At 68.7% G+C, this 17,639-nt stretch carries 14 protein-coding genes; 10 read left to right on the top strand and 4 right to left on the bottom strand.

Annotation, left to right across the window (positions count from 1 at the left end; translation table 11 throughout):
• Window positions 1-227: 227 nt before the first annotated feature.
• Window positions 228-1,343, top strand: a complete 1,116-nt coding sequence (locus tag VE326_00215) for a hypothetical protein (GenBank protein ID HYJ31623.1) — start codon at window positions 228-230, stop codon at window positions 1,341-1,343.
• A 465-nt stretch (window positions 1,344-1,808) separates the two neighbouring features.
• On the opposite strand, the gene VE326_00210 is transcribed toward VE326_00215, so the two are convergent.
• Window positions 1,809-2,984 carry a glycosyltransferase family 2 protein gene (locus VE326_00210; protein HYJ31622.1) on the bottom strand — a complete coding sequence of 392 codons (1,176 nt, stop codon included), beginning with the start codon at window positions 2,982-2,984 and terminating at the stop codon, window positions 1,809-1,811.
• Window positions 2,985-2,995: 11 nt separating this feature from the next.
• Here VE326_00210 and VE326_00205 point away from each other — a divergent pair, with 11 nt between their 5' ends.
• The 4 genes from VE326_00205 (at window position 2,996) to VE326_00190 (ending at window position 7,171) form a co-directional block, all read left to right on the top strand.
• On the top strand, window positions 2,996-4,000 hold the full coding sequence (locus VE326_00205; protein HYJ31621.1) for an alpha/beta hydrolase-fold protein: 1,005 nt from the start codon (window positions 2,996-2,998) through the stop codon (window positions 3,998-4,000).
• Between the two features lie 16 nt (window positions 4,001-4,016).
• Window positions 4,017-4,607: a carboxymuconolactone decarboxylase family protein gene (locus tag VE326_00200; GenBank protein HYJ31620.1), complete on the top strand. Its 591-nt coding sequence runs from the start codon at window positions 4,017-4,019 to the stop codon at window positions 4,605-4,607.
• Complete coding sequence (gene dapF, locus VE326_00195) at window positions 4,604-5,464, top strand: diaminopimelate epimerase (protein ID HYJ31619.1); 861 nt, start codon at window positions 4,604-4,606, stop codon at window positions 5,462-5,464. The genes VE326_00200 and dapF overlap by 4 nt, the downstream gene beginning before the upstream one ends.
• Window positions 5,465-5,857: 393 nt before the next feature.
• Window positions 5,858-7,171 carry a hypothetical protein gene (locus tag VE326_00190; GenBank protein HYJ31618.1) on the top strand — a complete coding sequence of 438 codons (1,314 nt, stop codon included), beginning with the start codon at window positions 5,858-5,860 and terminating at the stop codon, window positions 7,169-7,171.
• 112 nt (window positions 7,172-7,283) lie between these two features.
• Here the strand turns inward: VE326_00190 and VE326_00185 are convergent, their stop codons facing one another.
• Entirely contained in the window at window positions 7,284-7,700 is a 417-nt protein-coding gene (locus VE326_00185) for a hypothetical protein (protein HYJ31617.1), read from the bottom strand.
• Between the two features lie 171 nt (window positions 7,701-7,871).
• Here VE326_00185 and VE326_00180 point away from each other — a divergent pair, with 171 nt between their 5' ends.
• Both VE326_00180 and VE326_00175 read left to right on the top strand, forming a co-directional pair.
• Window positions 7,872-8,444, top strand: a complete 573-nt coding sequence (locus tag VE326_00180) for a sigma-70 family RNA polymerase sigma factor (protein ID HYJ31616.1) — start codon at window positions 7,872-7,874, stop codon at window positions 8,442-8,444.
• Window positions 8,434-9,042: a hypothetical protein gene (locus VE326_00175; protein ID HYJ31615.1), complete on the top strand. Its 609-nt coding sequence runs from the start codon at window positions 8,434-8,436 to the stop codon at window positions 9,040-9,042. Before VE326_00180 ends, VE326_00175 begins: the two co-directional genes overlap by 11 nt.
• Here VE326_00175 and VE326_00170 read toward each other — a convergent pair.
• The gene (locus VE326_00170) at window positions 8,955-11,060 is read right to left on the bottom strand and encodes an ABC-F family ATP-binding cassette domain-containing protein (GenBank protein ID HYJ31614.1); all 2,106 of its coding nucleotides are present in this window, start codon (window positions 11,058-11,060) and stop codon (window positions 8,955-8,957) included. The two genes, VE326_00175 and VE326_00170, sit on opposite strands and share 88 nt — an antisense overlap.
• 197 nt (window positions 11,061-11,257) lie before the next feature.
• On the opposite strand from VE326_00170, the gene VE326_00165 reads away from it, so the two are divergent.
• The gene (locus VE326_00165) at window positions 11,258-11,623 is read left to right on the top strand and encodes a hypothetical protein (GenBank protein ID HYJ31613.1); all 366 of its coding nucleotides are present in this window, start codon (window positions 11,258-11,260) and stop codon (window positions 11,621-11,623) included.
• 53 nt (window positions 11,624-11,676) lie between these two features.
• Here VE326_00165 and VE326_00160 read toward each other — a convergent pair whose 3' ends face one another.
• A complete protein-coding gene (locus VE326_00160; GenBank protein ID HYJ31612.1) occupies window positions 11,677-13,041 on the bottom strand; it encodes an NAD-dependent succinate-semialdehyde dehydrogenase in 1,365 nt (454 codons plus the stop codon).
• Window positions 13,042-13,294: 253 nt separating this feature from the next.
• Between VE326_00160 and VE326_00155 the strand changes: the two genes are divergently transcribed.
• Both VE326_00155 and odhB read left to right on the top strand, forming a co-directional pair.
• The gene (locus VE326_00155; protein ID HYJ31611.1) at window positions 13,295-16,270 is read left to right on the top strand and encodes a 2-oxoglutarate dehydrogenase E1 component; all 2,976 of its coding nucleotides are present in this window, start codon (window positions 13,295-13,297) and stop codon (window positions 16,268-16,270) included.
• On the top strand, window positions 16,260-17,636 hold the full coding sequence (gene odhB, locus VE326_00150; protein ID HYJ31610.1) for a 2-oxoglutarate dehydrogenase complex dihydrolipoyllysine-residue succinyltransferase: 1,377 nt from the start codon (window positions 16,260-16,262) through the stop codon (window positions 17,634-17,636). Before VE326_00155 ends, odhB begins: the two co-directional genes overlap by 11 nt.
• Window positions 17,637-17,639: the final 3 nt, after the last annotated feature.

The raw sequence follows: 17,639 nt of genomic DNA, 5'->3' as shown, positions 1-17,639 counted from the left end.
GTTGTAACACGACGGCATTGGCGGGGGCCAAGTCGCCGACCGCCCACGATCCTCCGGCCGGGCCCTGGGGCTGTCAAGTACAAATCCCATTGTTTCAAGGGAATGGGGAGCCGCTATGATGCCCTTTCCCCGAACGGGACGAGGGAGGCTGGGTGAATTCGAGCGAAACGCCCCGAAGTGCCCTGGACGTCAAGGCGCAACTGACTCTATTGCAGTCATTTCTGACGATGCCCCGGGAGACCCTCCCGGGATTGACGGCGCGCGAGGCGGGACGCTACCTGCGCGGCGCCGCGGACCGTCTCGGCCTGGAATACATTGAATTGGCGGGAGTTGCTCCCGTGTTCCTGCTCCTTCCTCGGGGCGGCATCCCGCCCGCTGCGACCCTCTTCCAGACGTGGCATGCGGAGTCGGCCGGGGTGGCGCCGGCAGCCGTCGAGGGGGCCGAGCGATTGGCCCTCGGAGCCGCCGTGGCTGGCGCGGAAGCCGTGGCCGGGATCCAAGCCGCGGCCGGAACGCAGGCAGGTTCGGGGACGCGAATCGCGTTCGTCGTGGCTCCCTCGGCCAGCTCGGGTTCCCGGGGGCTGGCCGAAGCGCTTCGCGCCAATCGGGATCGCCTGGTGGGGAAGGCGGCCTACTGGATGCGGGTGACGCCATGGGGCTCGGGGCGGCGCAGGATCTTCCTCGGGGCCAGGGGGCGCGCGGTGATCGCGCTCCGAGGCGGCGATGGAAACCCCTACCGCGCGCGGGACGCGGTCCTCCAGGCGCTTCAGGAAGATGCCTACGGCCCGCGCCCGCTGGACTTCGAGCTGATCCGGAAGCTCGCCGTCGGGACGGAGCCGCTCGCGCTCATCGGCGCCGAGGCCGGTGGCGCGGGCCGGCGCTCGGCGGAGGAACGCTTGCGCTCCGCTCTCTTCGAGCCGCGCGGCGATGTGGTGATTCCCGCGGTGCCGCATCCCGACCGCCCGCGCGCCTGGCTCACGTTCGAGACCGCCGAGGCGATGGAGGCCGAGGCGATCGCGAGCCGCGTGGAGGCCGTGTCGGGCGGAGGCCGTGCTGAGGCCGTCGAGGATTTCCCGTGGGATCGCGCGAACATCCACCATCCCGCGATCCACGCCCTCATCGGGTTTTCGCGCGAGGTCTCCGAGGGCCCAGAGATCTGGCCCTCGTCACCTTGGGCGACCCCGTCGGGCGTGTTCACGCGCGCCCTGGGTCTGGGCCTGGCCGAATGGGGGGTCCCTCTTGCCCCGGGGGCGCAGGTCCGATTCCCTCGTCTGGAGGAGTTCGAGGCAATGGTCTCCGAGGTCCGTGGCGTGCTCGCCGCGGCTTCGGCGGAAGGCACCTAGCTACTCGGATTTAGGACCGGGCACGTACCGTGCAGTACGAGCTTGTACCGCATCCGGCACCTTTTTGACAGAAACGCAGGGCGTTGATTTTGGAAGCCGCGCATGTCATTGGGAAATAGTCGATTACGGGCAGGTGCCGATTAACCCAGTACTGGCACGCGCTCTGCCACAGTGTGACATCGAAGAGGAGGCGACCAGCTCCTGGGAAGACACAGGGGCGTGACACCACTCCCCGATTTGCACCTTGGCCGCCCCCTCTTTCTCGCCGTTGTCAGCGGCGGGTCAAAATGTGAGTCGCGCGTCGGCAAATTCTGTTTGCCCTGACCCCCCACGTGGCGCGCGATGAACGGCCCCCGCGTGCACTGCACGCGGGGGATTTTTTTTGCGCCCGCCTCTTGCGCCTGCTCGCGTGTCGGTGGGCTCGGCCCCGGCCGGGGCCGCCGGCTGCTCACGCGCCCCGCTCGGCTACCTCACACGGCCCGCCCGTAGCTCCTTCAGCGAGTAGAAGGTCCCACGCCAGACGATCCCGCCCCGGCGAAGCGCCTGCACCATGGACGCCAGGATGGAATAGCCGAAGAGGGTGGCTCCGATCGGCATGGTGAGCGCGTGCCACGTGCGCGTCTCCACGACGTGCGCCGTGGTCGCGTAGACGAGGAAGACGCCGGACCAGGCCAGGATCGCCGCGCCCTGCATGCGCGGGTCGGCCGCCAGCAGTCCCGCAACGGGAAGCCAGGAGAGCGCGAGCTGGAGCGCCACGGCCCCGACGGTGGCCGGCACGTCGTAGCGAAGCGCGGCGAAGGCGTTCTTCTCCACCCCCACGATCAGGCCGCCCAAGCCCTCCTGCCAGCGGGCGCGCACCAGCCCGTCGTGTCCCGCGAACATCGAGACCCCGCCGCTCCGCTTCACGATCAGTCCCAGTCCCATGTCATCGAGGAGCTCCATCCGGAGCCGCCGGTGCCCTCCCGCCCGTTCGTAGGCCTCGCGCCGGACCAGGTTGAAGGCGCCGATTCCAATGTGCGCTCCGGAGCGCGGGTTCTTCGCGTCCCAGGGGCGCTGACTCAGGTTGAAGGCGTAGACGAAGTAGGCGAGGAAGGTCGCCTCGCCCAGGCCGCCGACCTCCAGATCGGCGGCCACCGCCACGTGATCGGCCCCCTCGTGGATGGCGAGCGACACGGCGCGGCGCACGGCGTCAGGAGCGATCGTCACGTCGCCGTCGGTGAAGAGGATCCACTGCCCGGCGGCAGCCTGCTCTCCCACGGCCAGCGCGTGGCACTTGCCGAGCCATCCGGTTGGAAGCTCCTCCACGTGAACCACCCTCAGGCGTGGGTCTTCGGAGGCCAGGCGGTCCAGGATCGAGCCGGTCGCGTCCTCAGAGCGGTCGTCCACGGCGATGACCTCCAGCCCGGGATAGTCCTGGGCCAGGAGGCTTCGTGCCGCGGCTTCGATGCGCGCCGCTTCGTTCCGGGCGGCGACGACGATGGAGAGGGAAGGAAGCTCGGTATCGGAGAGCGGCGTGACGGACGTCAGCCCCCGGACGCGCCGAGTGCCCATGTAATAGATGAAGCCGCCTCCGAGCCACCCCGCGGCGGTGACCGCGGTCGCGACGAGGAGGGCCGATTGACACCATCCGGGCAGGGACATATGGTCCGAGAATGCGGCCCGACCGAGGCACGGTTCAAGTCGAGACGGTGACGAGCAAGCTGCTCGAGGACAATCTCCCGGGCGACCCGCACGTCCGCGATCTCTGGATCTATACGCCCCCAGGCTACGAGAAGAGCTCGGAGCGCTATCCGGTGATCTGGTGCCTGGCGGGATTCACGGGGCGCGGCCGGTCGTTCCTGAACGACGGCGCCTGGGTTCCCGCGTTGAACGAGCGGATGGACGGGTTGATCGCCACGGGCCGCTGCAAGCCCGCGATCCTCGCCCTTCCCGACTGCTTCACCCACCTGGGCGGAAGCCAGTACGTGAACTCCGAGGGCCTCGGGCCCTACGAAGACCACATCGTCGAGGAGCTGGTCCCACACGTGGACGCGAAGTACCGGACGCTGGGGTTCGGGCACCGGGGGGTGATGGGGAAGTCGAGCGGCGGCTACGGGTCGATGTCCTTGGGCATGCGCCAGCCCGACGTCTTCAGCGCCATCGCCTGCCACAGCGGGGACATGGGCTTCGACTGGTGCTACCCGCGCGATTTCGGCCCGGCGGCGAGGCGCATCCGCAAGTTCGGCGGCGTGGCCGGCTGGATGAAGCAGTTCGCGGCCCAGCCGAAGAAGCGCGAAGCCGACTTCCCGGCGCTCGACACGATCGCGATGGCGGCCGCCTACTCGCCCAATCCGGAGAACCCGCCGGCGTTCTGCGACCTTCCGTTCGATTGGGAGACGGGCGAGCTGCAGCCTCACGTCTGGGCGCGCTGGATCGAGCGCGATCCCCTGACGATGGTGGACCATCACGTGCACGCGCTTCGCGAGATGAAGCTCGTCTTCTTGGACTGCGGCACGGAGGACGAGTTCTATCTCGAGCTGGGCGCGCGTCAGATGGCGAAGAAGCTCACGGCGCTCGGCCTGAAGCACGAATACCAGGAGTTCGAGGACGGGCACATGAATATCCCCTACCGCTACGACGTGAGCCTGCCCAAGCTCACGGCGGCACTCTCCCCGTAGAGGCGTTCGGCCCGGCGTGACGTCCGAGCAGGCTGCGCTGGTGCGGGTCTCGGCGGCCGTCGCGGCGGGCGCCCCCGCCGACGTCGCGGCCCAGGCCCGCGCCTCGATCGAAGCCGGCGTGGACGCGTCGGCCCTCTACGAAAGCGTGCTCCAGAGCTATCTGTTCGTGGGATTCCCGCGCGCGATCGAGGCGCTGTTCGCGGTCGCGCCGATATTGGTGGGTGGGGTCCCCGATCGGGCGGCCCCCACCGATCCCGACCGATGGCGGCGCGACGGCGACTCCCTCTGCCGGCGCGTCTACGGCCGGAACTACGACAAACTGGTGGAGACGATGCGCGGACTGTCGCCGGACCTGGCCGACTGGATGATCCTGGAGGGCTACGGCAAGACGCTGTCGAGGCCGGGCCTGGGCGCCGTGGAGCGCGAGCTGTGCGTGGTCGCGATCCTGACGGCGACAAGGATGTGGCGCCAGCTGAGGTCGCACGCCATCGGCGCGGTCAACGTGGGCGCCGCGCGCGCGGACGTGAAGGAGGCCATCATGCTGTCGGAGCCCTGGAGCGGTGCTACGGCGGTGCGCGAGGGGCTGGCGGTGGCGGGGCTGGCGTGACGCGGGTCGCCGCGTCCGAGAAGGGCCTCATCGGGGCCGATTTCGTGAAATCGCACGGCCTGGGCAACGACTACATCGTCGTCGACGCCGCGCGCTTTCCGATTTCCTTGACCCCGGAGCGCGTCCGCCTCTTCTGCCATCGCCATCTCGGCGTGGGTTCGGACGGCGTTCTCGAAGTGAGCGCGAGCGACGATCGATTCTTCGTGCGGATCTGGAATCCTGACGGATCCCAGGCCGAGCGGAGCGGCAACGGCCTGCGCATCGTGGCCAAGTTCCTCGCCGAGCACGGCTACACCGCCGAGAGCGTTTTCTCGGTCGAGACGGTGGCGGGTCCGGTGCGCACCGAGGTGTTTCGAGAGGGGACCCGCGTCCGCGCGGTGCGGCTGGAGATGGGACGCGCGCGGGTGGATCGCGGCGTGAAGCGGCTGGAAGTCGCCGGACGGGGGCTGGACGTCACGGTGGTATCGGTGGGAAACCCGCACTGCGTGGTCTTCGGCGAGCCGCTGACGCGCGAGCGCCTCTTCGAAGCGGGACCGCTGATCGAGAATCACACGCGCTTTCCCGATCGGATCAACGTGCAGCTCGCCGAGCCGGTGTCGCGCGATCACGTGCGTGCGTTGATCTGGGAACGGGGCGCGGGACATACCCTGGCGTCGGGCACGAGCGCCTGCGCGGTGGCCGCCGCTTGCCGGGATCGAGGGCTCGTCGGCGGCCGCGTGACCGTCTTGATGGAGGGCGGCGAGCTCACGATCGAAGTCGCGGACGATCTCGACCTGGTGATGACGGGCCCGGTCGAGGAGGTGGCGACGGGCATGTTGAGCCCGGATCTCGTGGCGAGGCTGTTGGAGATCCAGTAAGGGACGCGGGCCGGGTCGGCTGTGGCCCGGTGCGCTTGCCGCGCCCGCGGCTGCCAGCCACGGCTACTGAGCCGCGCCCACTCGCCGTGCAGCCTGTTCGGCTCGCTTCGCTGACGATCCACGTCAAGTTATTCATTTTGTAAACATTCCTATTGACGGGTGTTGATGATCCTTCCAAGTCGCTTCTAGCCCCCTAACACAGGCTCGCTTCTAACCGCTCCACGAGTCTCCCCGGCGCTTCGCACTATCGAATCCCCCTCGTATCCTGACGCCGGCCTCGCGGCTCGCTGAACGCCACCCCGCTGGCTTGAGTCACGGCATGTTGTACTAGACCCACCCCAACCGGCACCCCCGCCGGCGAACCGCTCGACCCTCCCCGTTACAGGTGTTCGCATGTCTCAGTATTCGTTGACGCATCTCAGCGATGCCGTGCTTCTTCGCGACTTCAGAGGGATCCTCGCGCGTGAGCGCGGGGCCGCGGCCATGGCGCTCGCGCACATTGCCGAGGTGGATGCCCGGAAGCTGTACGCGCCGGAAGGGTACTCGTCGATGTTCGCCTACTGTGTCGAAGCGATGAGGCTCTCGGAAGACGCGGCGGCGAAACGGATCCACGCGGCGCGCGCGGCGCGGCGCTTTCCCGTGCTGTTCGATGCTGTGGCCGAGGGACGCCTTCATCTCACGGCGGTTTGCTTGATCGCGCCCCATCTCACGCCCGAGAACGTCGACGAGCTGATCGAGACGACGACCCATCGCCGGGCGGCTGAAGTCCGGGACTCGCTCGCGATGAAGTTTCCGAGCGACGTCTCGACCCCGGTTTCGACGATCCGTCCGATCGCGCAACATGCTTTGAAGCATGTTGAGAACGGATCGGAGCCGGGGGCGCTATTTGCGGAAAGCGCCGGCGCCCAGCCGGTTACGTCGTCCTCGAACCCAACTCTTGGCACGAACGCGGCAGAAGCCCCGCGTGAACATGCGGCGGAGGAACATGCTTTGAAGCATGTTGTTCCGGTGGCCGCATCGAAGCGGTTCCTGCTTCAGGTCGCGCTCGACGAGCACACCCACGACAGGCTCCGCTATGCGCAGGCACTGCTCAGCCACTCGGTATCACCGCAAGACTTGTCGCGGCTGATTCTTCAGGCTCTGGAAGCGTTGATCGAGAAGACCGAAAAGCGGAGGCTCGGGGCGCCGGAGCCTCGTAGAGCGCCTGCTCACAAGCGGGCCGCCCGGTCGATCGCGCGCAAGCCGGCGCGAAACCGCTACATCCCCACAGGCGTTCGCCGCGCCGTCTGGGAGCGCGACCGGGGCCAGTGCACGTTCGTCAGCGCGGGCGGCCATCGGTGCGCCGAGCGCCGCTTCTTGGAATTCGATCATGTGGAACCGCTGGCGCGTGGAGGAAGGAGCACGGTGGACGGTCTGAGACTTCGATGTCGCGGGCACAATCAGCTCGAAGCCGACCGGACATTTGGAGCCGAGTTCATGAATCGGAAACGCGCGAATCGTCGGAGGGCGCTTGTCGTAGAGCGATCGAACGAGCTGACGCAGGACGTGCTTGCCGGACTCCGAGGCCTGGGCTGCCGCGGAGACGAAGCGCAACGAGCCGCTCAGTTCTCCGAGACGATCGAGGGAGGCTCGCTCGAGGAGCGCATGCGTGCGGCCCTGACCTTCCTTTCGGGAAGGTCGAGGGCCGTGCGATACGCTTCGCCCTGAAGCTCCGGCCGACTCGGGGAAGTGGAGCGCCGAGAGCCCGGCATGCGCGCCCCGACGGCCGCCTGATGGTGCAGTGCAAGAGGAGCGGGGACCCGGAAGCCGGTGGTGCGGCCTATTTTTTCCGGGGCCAGATCACGAAACTGGACAGGAGCAGCGCCAGGCCGACCAGGAGCGGGATCGTCCCGATCACGTAGTGCTGCTTTTGCGGCTCGATGGAGTAGAACAGGATCATCATGCCGATCCCGGCGGCTACCGTGATGAGCCCGCCGATCATGAGACCATGCGCACGGCGCAGGCGGCCGTTACCGTAGCCGCCGTAGCTCTGGTCCTCGTAGCCCTCGACGCCGGCGAGAGGCGGGAGCTTGTCGGGATCCATGCCGCGCTCGATGGCGGCGATGCGCTCGCGACGCGCCAGCTCGGCCATGCGCTGCTGCCCGAGGGTGCGGATGATGCCCATCGTAATTCCGCCCGTGACCGCGATGATGGGGATGATGAACAGGATCGCGAAGCTGAAGAAATCGTGGCTCATGGAGCGACCTCCGTCCGGGTGTGATGGGGACGGCCGCGCCGTCCCGCTCGGGTTCAGCAGAATAGACCGGCACGGGCGATCCGCGGGTTTCAGGAATCGGCAAACCCCTGAAACCCGGCCGGCCCGATCCCCGGTCCAAAGGGGTCGATGATGGACTCCCGTCCGGCGCCCATGGAGTCCCCGACGCCGGCCGGGGATGAGCGGAATCTCCTTGCGCGCTGCCGCGCCGGGGACACCCGGGCGTTCTCCATCCTGGTCGAACGCTATCGCGATCGGGCGTACGGGCTGGCGCTGCGGATGGTGCGGTCGCCCTCGGACGCCGAGGAGGTCGCGCAGGATGCCTTCGTGAGGGCCTGGCGATCGCTGGCCGACTTTCGCGGCGATTCCTCGTTCGGGACCTGGCTCTACCGGATCGTCTGGCGGCGGGCGGTGGATCGCGCGGCCGTGCTGCGCACGCGAATGGGAAAGGAGACGGCGCTCGAGGAGATGCCGGAAGTCGGGCGCACCGCGGTCGCCCGCGAGAGCTCGGCAGCGGACACGGGCGACGCCTCCGAGTGGGATCGGATCACGGAGGGTCTCTCGGACGCGCAGCGCGCGGTGGTCACGTTGTTCTACTATGAAGACATGGCGCTCAAGGACGTGGCCCGGGTGCTGGACATGCCCGAGGGCACGGTGAAGACGCATTTGAGCCGGGCGAGGGCCGCGCTTCGGGCGCGGTATCGGGAAGGGAACCATGCGATGTGATGAGCTTCGAGCGCGACTCGACGCCGCGGGTCCTGGCGGCCTGACGCCCGCTCAACGGGCGCACGCGCGCGATTGCGAGACCTGCTCGGCCGAGCTCCAGGCGGCTCAGGCGGTCGAGGCCATGCTCCGCGCCGCGCCACCCTCCCCTTCGATGACGTTCGCGACGAACGTGATGAGCCGCGTCGAAGCGACCGAGCGCGTCCGGCAGCGGCTGGCCGAGCTGCCTCGCGTTCCCATGTGGCAGCGCTGGCTGCGTGCGGTCGTGGACGAGCCGGTCGCGGTCGTGGCGCTCGCGCTCGCGCCGGTGCCCATTCTGGTGGCCCTGTTCTGGCCGGGCACCGCCGTGACCCTCACCGCATTCCTCCGCGATGCGTTCGCCGCGTGGATCACGGCCGTCCATTCAGGGACGGCCTTCGCCGGAGGCGGGATCGGGGAGATCTCCTCGCCGATGGGGACGATCGCGAACCTGCTCGCGATCCCCGTGCTGATCGCGGTCGCCGTGCTTGGATTTCAGCGCGTGGGCGAGGGCTTCGGCGGCTCGCTGAGCTCGGCCAGACGCGCCCACAGGGAATCCACCTCGCGGCGCAAGCCCTCGTAGCGGGCCAGGAGCTCCTTCGTGCGCGCCCCGTCGGCGTAGACTCCGGGGTCGGCGAGCTGCGCTTCGATCTGCTTGAGCTCCGCCTCCTGCTTCTCCAGCTCTCGCGTGAGACGCTCTTCTTCCTGCTTCCGCTTGCGAGGGTCGGGAGCGCGTTTGGGAGACGGCTCCGCCTTCGCGGCGGCGTGCGCGTTCGGAGCGGCTTTCGCGTTGTGGGCGGCATGCGCCTTCGGGGCGGGCTGCGCCTTGCCCGAGTGCGCACCGGCCTTGCTCGAGTGCGCGCCGGCCTTGCTGTGCTTCTCAGACCTCTCGCCGCCTGACGGCGTCGAAACCCGGACTTCCGACTTCGCAACAGCCGCCGCGGTCTTTCCACCTCCGGGCGTGCCGCGCGACGCGGCCTCCGCCTTCGCCACCCGCGCGGCCTCGTAGTCGTCGTAACCGCCCGGATAGGGCACCACGCGGCCATCCTCGACGGCCAGGATGCGCGTCGCCAGCCGCGCCATCAGCGAGCGGTCGTGCGTCACGACCACCACGGCGCCGGGATACTGGATCAGCGCCTCCTCCAGGACCTCTTTGCCGGCCAGATCGAGATGATGCGTCGGCTCATCCAGCAGGATCAGGTTCGCCGGCGTGAGCAGCATGCGCGCGATCGCCACCCGCTGCCGCTCGCCTCCCGACAAGATCCGGCATTGCTTGAACACGTCGTCGCCGATGAAGAGGAAATTCCCGAGCAGCGAGCGGAGCCGCAGCCGCATGTCGTCGGACGCCACCTCTTCCACCGCTTCCAGCACCGTGAGCCTTCCTTCGAGCGTCTCGGCCGCGTGCTGCGCGAAGTAGCCGAGCCGCGCCTGCGGATGGATCTCGATTTCCCCCTCGCGCGGCTGGAGCTGGCCCGCCAGAACGCGCAGGAGGGTCGTCTTGCCGGCGCCGTTGGCGCCCACGATCGCGACCTTCTCGCCCTTCTGGATCTCGAGCGTGGCGTCGTGGAAGATGTCGCGCCCGCGCTTCTCGTAGGCGAACGCGGCATCCTTGAGCTGCACCATGACGCGCCCCACGTGCGGGGGCGGCGGGAACTGGAACCGGATGTGACGCGGCTTGCGCGGCAGCACCACGCGGCGCGACTTCAGCCGCTCCGCCTGCTTCCGCTTGCTCTGCGCCTGCGCCGCCTTCGACGCCTTGGCGCCGAACCGCTCGGCGAAGCGCTCGAGCTGCGCGATCTTCTTGTCGAGCTGGACGTTTTGCGCCTCCAGCCGCTCCCGCCGCGCCTCGCGCTCTTCCAGGTATTCCGTGAACGACATCGCGTACTCGGAGAGCTGCTCCTGGTCCAGCTCGCGGATCTCCGTCGTGACGCGGTCCAGGAACACGCGATCGTGCGAGACCACGACCAGCCCGCCGTGGAAGTCCTCGAGGTAATCCTCCAGCCATTCCATCGCGGGCAGATCGAGATGATTCGTGGGCTCGTCCAGGAAGAGCAGCGTGGGATCGGTCAAGAGCAGGGCCGCGAGTGCGGCGCGCATGCGCCAGCCGCCGGAGAATTCGGCGAGCGGACGGTCCTGATCTTCCGGCGAGAATCCGAGACCCGCGAGCACGCGGCGCGCCTCGGGCTCCAGGGCGTGCTCGTCGTGCTGCTCCAGGTGGTGCTGCAGCTCGCCCGCGCGGTCCAGCAGGCGCTCCATCTCGGGATTGTCCGGCGAGAGCGTCGGGATCTCCTGGTAGAGCGAGTCCAGCTCCTCGCGCATCTCGATCAGGTGCCGGTGCGCGTCCAGCGCGCGGTCCAGGACCGTGCCCTCGAACTTCTCTGCGGCCTCCTGCGGCAGGTAGCCGAACCGGGTCCCCTTGGACAGGACGCGATTCCCCCGCTCGGGCGCGATCTCCCCCAGGATGATCTTCAAGAGCGTGGTCTTGCCGGCGCCGTTCGGCCCGACGAGCGCCACGCGGTCGCCGGGACCGATGCTCCAGTCCACGCCCTCGAAGAGCGTGCGCGTGCCGATGGAGTAGCCGATGTCGTTCAGGCGGATCAATGGGGTCCCTGGTGGCGTGGGGCGAAAGGGCGCATCCGTATCGGACGGAACAGTATACGCGCTCCGTACTTACCCTTCCACCCCGAGGTATGTCACGATCATCCGGCGCCGGGACGGATGCCCCGCGCACGGCCCCGCCGTCGGACCAGCCGGACCGAGGAGTCCGAGGCGGAGGTGAAACTCATAGAGGAGGGTCTATGTCGAAACGGATCCTGGTATTCGTCGCGCTCGCGATCTGCCTGGCGGGCGTCGCCGGATGCAGCAGCGACGTCAGCAAGCAGATGACCACGAGCACCGAGACGCAATCGAAGGTCATGGACACGATCGCGTCGAATCCGGACATGGCCGGCACCATGATGGACCGGCTGATGGCTTCCGATACGACCCAGGCGTTGGTGATCGACAAGGTGATGGCCAACGGAAACGTGATGCAGGGCATCATGAACCGAATGGCGAAGGATCAGACGATGGTGGACGGCATCATGAACATGGCCGCCCAGGACTCGCTGATGCACGATCACATGATGGGCATGATGAAGAGCATGGGCACGATGACGCGGTAGTCCGCTTCCCATGACGACCAGCGGCGTCGCGCCTTGGCGCGCGGCGCCGTTTCTCATTTCAGATAGATCGTTTTGACGTTCGTGAACTCCCGGATGCCGAACGCCGCCAGCTCCCGGCCGTAGCCCGATTCCTTGATCCCGCCGAACGGCAGCCGGGGGTCCGAGTGCACCTGTGCATTCACGAAGCAGGAGCCGGCTTCGAGATCGTGTTCGGCGATCCGGCGGCCTCGCTCGAGATCGCGCGTGAACACGGCGGAGCCCAGCCCGAAGGACGAGTCGTTCGCGATCTGGATGGCGTCCTTTTCGTCGCGCGCGGCGATGAGCGCCGCGACCGGACCGAACAGCTCTTCGTTGTAGGCGGGCATTCCCGGGACGACCTTGTCGAGCACGGTCGGCGGGTAATAGGCGCCGGGCCCGGGAGGCACCTCGCCGCCCAGCAGCGCCCGCGCGCCGCGCTGGATGCTGGCGCGCACCTGGGCGTGCAGTTGATCTCTCAAGTCGTGCCGGGCGAGCGGCCCCAACCCATTCGCAGGATCGCGCGGGTCGCCGAACCGGGCCGCGCGCATCCTGGCGACGAAGCGTTCAGTGAACGGCTCGCGGACGGCATCCACCACGATGAACCGCTTCGCCGCGATGCACGACTGCCCGGTATTCACGAGCCGCGCCGCGGCGCAGACGTCGGCGGCGGCCTCCACGTCCGCATCCTCGAGCACGACGTAGGGGTCGCTCCCTCCCAGCTCCAGCACCGTCTTCTTCAAAGCGCGCCCCGCGGCCGCGGCGACCGATCGGCCTGCCGGCGTGCTGCCGGTCAGGGTCACCGCGCGCACGTGCTCCGAGGCGATCATGTCGCCGACCGCGGCGCTTCCCACGAGCAACGTCGTGAACACGCCCTCGGGCGCGCCGGCCTCGCGCCACACCGACTGGATCGCGAGCGCGCATTCGCTCACGTTCGAGGCGTGCTTCAGCACGCCGGCGTTTCCCGCCATCAGCGCGGGAGCGGCGAAGCGGAAGACCTGCCAGAAGGGGAAATTCCACGGCATGACCGCGAGCACGACGCCTAGCGGCCGGTAGGCCACGTACGACCGCGAGGCGTCGGTCGGGATCTCTTCGTCCGCGAGCAGCCGTTCGCCCTGTTCGGCGAACCACTCGCAGACCCACGCGCACTTCTCGCACTCGGACTTGCCCTGCGCGACCGGCTTGCCCATCTCCGCGGCCATCACGTCCGCGTACTCGGCCGACCTCGCGCGGAGAATGCCGCCGGCCCGGCGGAGCACCGCGGCGCGGTCCCCGAACGGACGCTCCCGCCAGGCAGCCTGGGCCCGGTCGGCCAATTCCAGTGCGGACGCGATCTTCCCGGCGTCCGCCTCTTCGTATTCCCGGATCACCTGGCCGGTGGCCGGGTCGATCGAACGCAGCATTTTTCTCACCTCCAAACGGGGCCCGGAACGCCCGCCCCTTCTCTCGCAACTCGTGTATTCGCAGCCAACTAAACCTGATGCTCGGGACACTCTTCCATGGCATCATAAGCGGCTTGCGCTTTGCGCCCAAGGATCGCGATCTCCATTGGACGTATCTAATGCGGAGGGGAACGGTGGCACGGCATTCGCAGTGCCAAGTCGGGTTCCCCCTGAGCGATAGCTTCGCACCCAACACCCAGGAACGCGACGCGACATGGCCGACGGCAAGCAGTCCCTGAACACGTTGAGCCTCCCCTTCGTAGAGGCGCTGTACGCCCAGTACCTCCGCGATCCCTCGGCCGTGCCCGAGGAGTGGCGGAGCTACTTCCAGAACCTGGCGGAGCCGAACGGCTTCGCGGCCGATCCCCGGCTGGATCCTTCCTTCCCGCGGCGCGGCCTTTTCGGCCGCATCGTCGAGCGAAACGGCTCGCGCGCGAATGCGCCGATCGTCTCGACCGAGTTGGAGTCCAGCTTCGTCGATCGCGATTCGGCCGCGACGGCCTCGCGGCCGGCGTCTTCGGCTCCGCCAGCCTCCCGACCCGCGCCGCGACCCGGCGTCCCCGAGCGGAGTGCGCCCGCGCCCTTCCCGGCGCCGACGCAGGCCGGTTTCGCGCCGCCCAGCGCCAAGTCCGCCTTCTCGCTGGTCCAGGCCTACCGCTCGCGCGGGCATCTCGCCGCGCGCATCGACCCCCTGGGCTCGGTGCGCCCCGATCCGCCCGATCTCGACCCGGCGTTCCATGGCTTCACCGAGGCCGACCTCGACCGTCCGGTCAGCGACGCGATCGGCGGGCGCCCCGCCGGCACGCTGCGCGAGCTGGTCGCGCGCCTTCGCGAGATCTACTGCGGGCCGGTGGGCATTCAGTACACCCACATCCGCGACGTGCGCTGGCGCCAGTGGCTGGAGGCCAGGCTGGAGCGTCCCGAGTTCCAGACGCCGCTCCATCCCGACGAGGAGCGCCGTGTGCTCGAGCGGCTGACGCAGGCCGCCGTGTTCGAGGAGTTCATCCAGCGGAAGTACATCGGGTCGAAGTCGTTCTCGCTGGAGGGCTCGGAGGCGCTGATCCCGCTGCTCGACGCCGCCGTCGAATCGGCGGACCAGCACGGTATCAGCGAGATCGTCTTCGGCATGGCACACCGCGGGCGCCTGAACGTGCTGTCGAACGTGCTCGGCAAGGAGCCGCGCCAGATCTTCTACGAGTTCGAGGACCAGGACCCCGAGCTGTACCACTACCGAGGGGACGTGAAGTACCACCTGGGCTACAGCAAGGACAAGGCGCTCCCCTCGGGACGCACGATCCATCTCTCGCTCTGCTACAACCCGAGCCACCTGGAATTCGTGAACCCGGTGGCGATCGGGCGGCTGCGCGCGAAGCAGGACCAGGTGGGCGACCGCGCCCGCGAGCGCGGGATGACGCTGCTCATGCACGGCGACGCGGCCTTCGCGGGCGAGGGAATCGTGCAGGAGACGCTGAACCTGAGCGCGCTCTCGGCCTACGAGACGGGCGGCACGCTGCACGTGATCGTGAACAATCAGATCGGCTTCACGACCGATCCCGACGACGCGCGCTCGACCCCCTATTCGTCCGACGTCGCGCGGATGCTGCAGACTCCGATCTTTCACGTGAACGGCGAGGAGCCGGACGCGGTGATCCGCGCGGCGCGCCTCGCCATGGAATTCCGCCGCGCGTTCCACCGCGACGTCGTGATCGACCTGTACGGCTACCGGCGCCATGGCCACAACGAGGGGGACGAGCCGGCGTTCACGCAGCCCTTGCTGTACGAAGCGATCGCGAAGCGGAAGCCGATTCACAAGCTCTACGCCGACCGGCTCGTCGCCGCGGGGCGGATCACGAACGAAGACGCAGAGGCCATGGCGGAGCGCATGCGCGCCTTCCTGGAATCGGAGCTGCACGAGACGCGGAGCGTGAAGCGCACGACGCTCCCGGATCCGCCCGCCGGGCCCTGGACCCGCTACATGGGCGGTCCCGAGTCCCACGCCCCCGAGGTGGCGACCGAGGTGAACGCGGACGCGCTCGCGAAGCTTCTCGCCGCGCAGACGGTGCTCCCCGAAGACTTCACGGCCAATCCGAAGATTCTTCGCGGGCTCTCGCAGCGCCGCGAGATGGCCGAGGGCAAGCGGCCCCTGGATTGGGCCGCCGGCGAGGCGCTCGCGCTGGCCACGCTCGCGGTGGAGGGCTATCGAATCCGGCTGACCGGACAGGACACCGAGCGCGGCACGTTCAGCCACCGGCATGCCGTGCTGCACGACATGAAGACCGGCGCCACGTACACGCCGCTCCATCACCTGTCCGACGGACAGGCCGAGGTCGAGATCCGGAACAGCCCACTCTCGGAAGCCGGATGCATGGGATTCGAGTACGGCTATTCCCTGGAGACGCCCGACGGCCTCGTGGCCTGGGAGGCGCAGTTCGGCGATTTCGCCAACGCGGGCCAGGTGATCGTGGACCAGTTCCTGACGAGCGGCGAGGAGAAGTGGCGCCGGCTCTCGGGGCTCGTCCTCTTGCTCCCGCACGGCTTCGAGGGGATGGGCTCGGAGCATTCGAGCGCCCGGATCGAGCGATTCCTCCAGCTCGCCGCGCGCGACAACATCCAGGTTGCGTATCCGACCACCCCCGCGCAGTATTTTCACCTGCTGCGCCGCCAGGTGAAGCGGCCATGGCGGAAGCCGCTGATCGTGATGACGCCGAAGAGCCTGTTGCGTCATCCCGACGCGGTGTCGCCGATGGCCGAGCTCGCGAGCGGAACGTTCGAGCGCGTGCTCGCGGACGCCGCGGTGCCGAACGACAAAGCGAAGCGCGTGCTCTTCTGCTCGGGGAAGATCTACTACGAGCTGATGCGAACGCGCGAGGAGCTGGGCGAGACGACGACGGCCATCGTGCGGCTGGAGCAGCTCTACCCGCTGGCCGAGGAGACGCTGGAGCGGCTGTTCGCGGGACTCCCCAAGGAGCTCGCGATCACCTGGGTGCAGGAAGAGCCGCGCAACATGGGCGCGTGGCCGTTCCTGCGCGCGCGGTTCGGGGACCGGCTGTTGGGCCGGCACCCCTTCCACGTCGTGAGCCGCGCGGAATCGGCGACGCCCGCAAGTGGTGCCGCGAGCAGCCACAAGATCGAGCAGGAGCGGCTCCTGCTCGCGGCCTTCGACAAGGAGCCTTCGGCGCATGGCGGTTGAGCTGAGAGTCCCCGAGGTCGGCGAGTCCATCAAAGAGGTCCAGATCGGCGCCTGGCTGAAGGGCGAGGGCGATCGGGTGGAGCGCGACGAGGCGGTGGTCGAGATCGAGTCCGACAAGGCGACGCTGGAGCTTCCCGCGCCGGTCTCGGGCACGATCGAGAAGCTGCTCAAGAAGAAGGGCGACGTCGTGAAGATCGGCGAGCTGATCGCGACGATGGCCGAAGGCGCCGGCGGAAATGGCGCCAAGCCGGCCAAGGGCACGCCCAAGGCGGCGGCTTCCGCGGCGCGCGCGGTGGTGGCCCCCGCCGCTGGCGCGGCGAGCGCGGCTCCCGCTCCGGCCGCCCCCACTCCGAAGGCCGGCGCCGCCCCCGCGGCCAAGGCGGCCCCGAAGGGAACGCCCGCACCGAGCGCGACGCCGATGCCCGCACCGCCCTCCGCCGCGCCCCCCCGCATGCCCTCGGCCGACCGGCTGATGGGGCAGCACGGGATCGCGCCGGCCGACGTGCCGGCGAGCGGCCCGGGCGGCCGCGTCCTCAAGGAAGACGAGCTGGAGCACATGGCGCGGAAGCCCGAGCCGGGCCGCACGCGGACGGAGCCCGCCGCGGGTGCGGCTGGCACGGGTGCGGCGGTCGCGGGCGCGGGCGAAGCCGGCGTGGGCGAGCCCTCCGCCACCGAGGAAGCGGTGCCGATGTCGCCGCTCCGGCTGCGCGTGGCCGAGCGGCTCAAGGAGGCGCAGAACACCGCGGCGCTCCTCACCACGTTCAATGAGATCGACATGTCGGGCGTCGTGGCGCTGCGCGAGGAGCTCCAGCAGCCCTTCCAGGAGCGCTACGGCGTGAAGCTCGGCTTCATGTCCTTCTTCGTGAAGGCCGCGATCGACGCGCTCATGCGCTTTCCGCAAGTGAACGCCGAGATCCGCGAGAAGGAGATCATCTACAAGAACTACTACGACATCGGCATCGCCGTGGGCGGCGGGCGCGGGCTGGTCGTGCCGGTGCTGCGCGGCGCCGACCGCCTCTCCTTTGCCGAGATCGAGATCGCGATCGCCGACTTCGCGCAGCGCGCGCGCGACAACAAGCTGAGCCTGGACGAGCTGAAGGGCGGCACGTTCACCATCTCGAACGGCGGCGTCTACGGCTCGCTGCTCTCAACGCCGATCGTCAACCCGCCGCAGAGCGGGATCCTCGGGCTGCACGCCATTCACAAGCGCCCGGTCGCGATCGACGACGAAATCGTCATCCGGCCGATGATGTACGTTGCGCTCACCTACGACCACCGCATCATCGACGGCCGCGAATCGGTCACCTTCGTGAAGCACGTGAAGGAGCTGATCGAGCGGCCCACCCGGATGCTGCTCGGACTCTGACCT

Source organism: Candidatus Binatia bacterium, assembly GCA_035631035.1.
Taxonomy (GTDB): domain Bacteria; phylum Eisenbacteria; class RBG-16-71-46; order SZUA-252; family SZUA-252; genus DASQJL01.
This window is presented reverse-complemented; position numbering and strand designations above follow the sequence as displayed.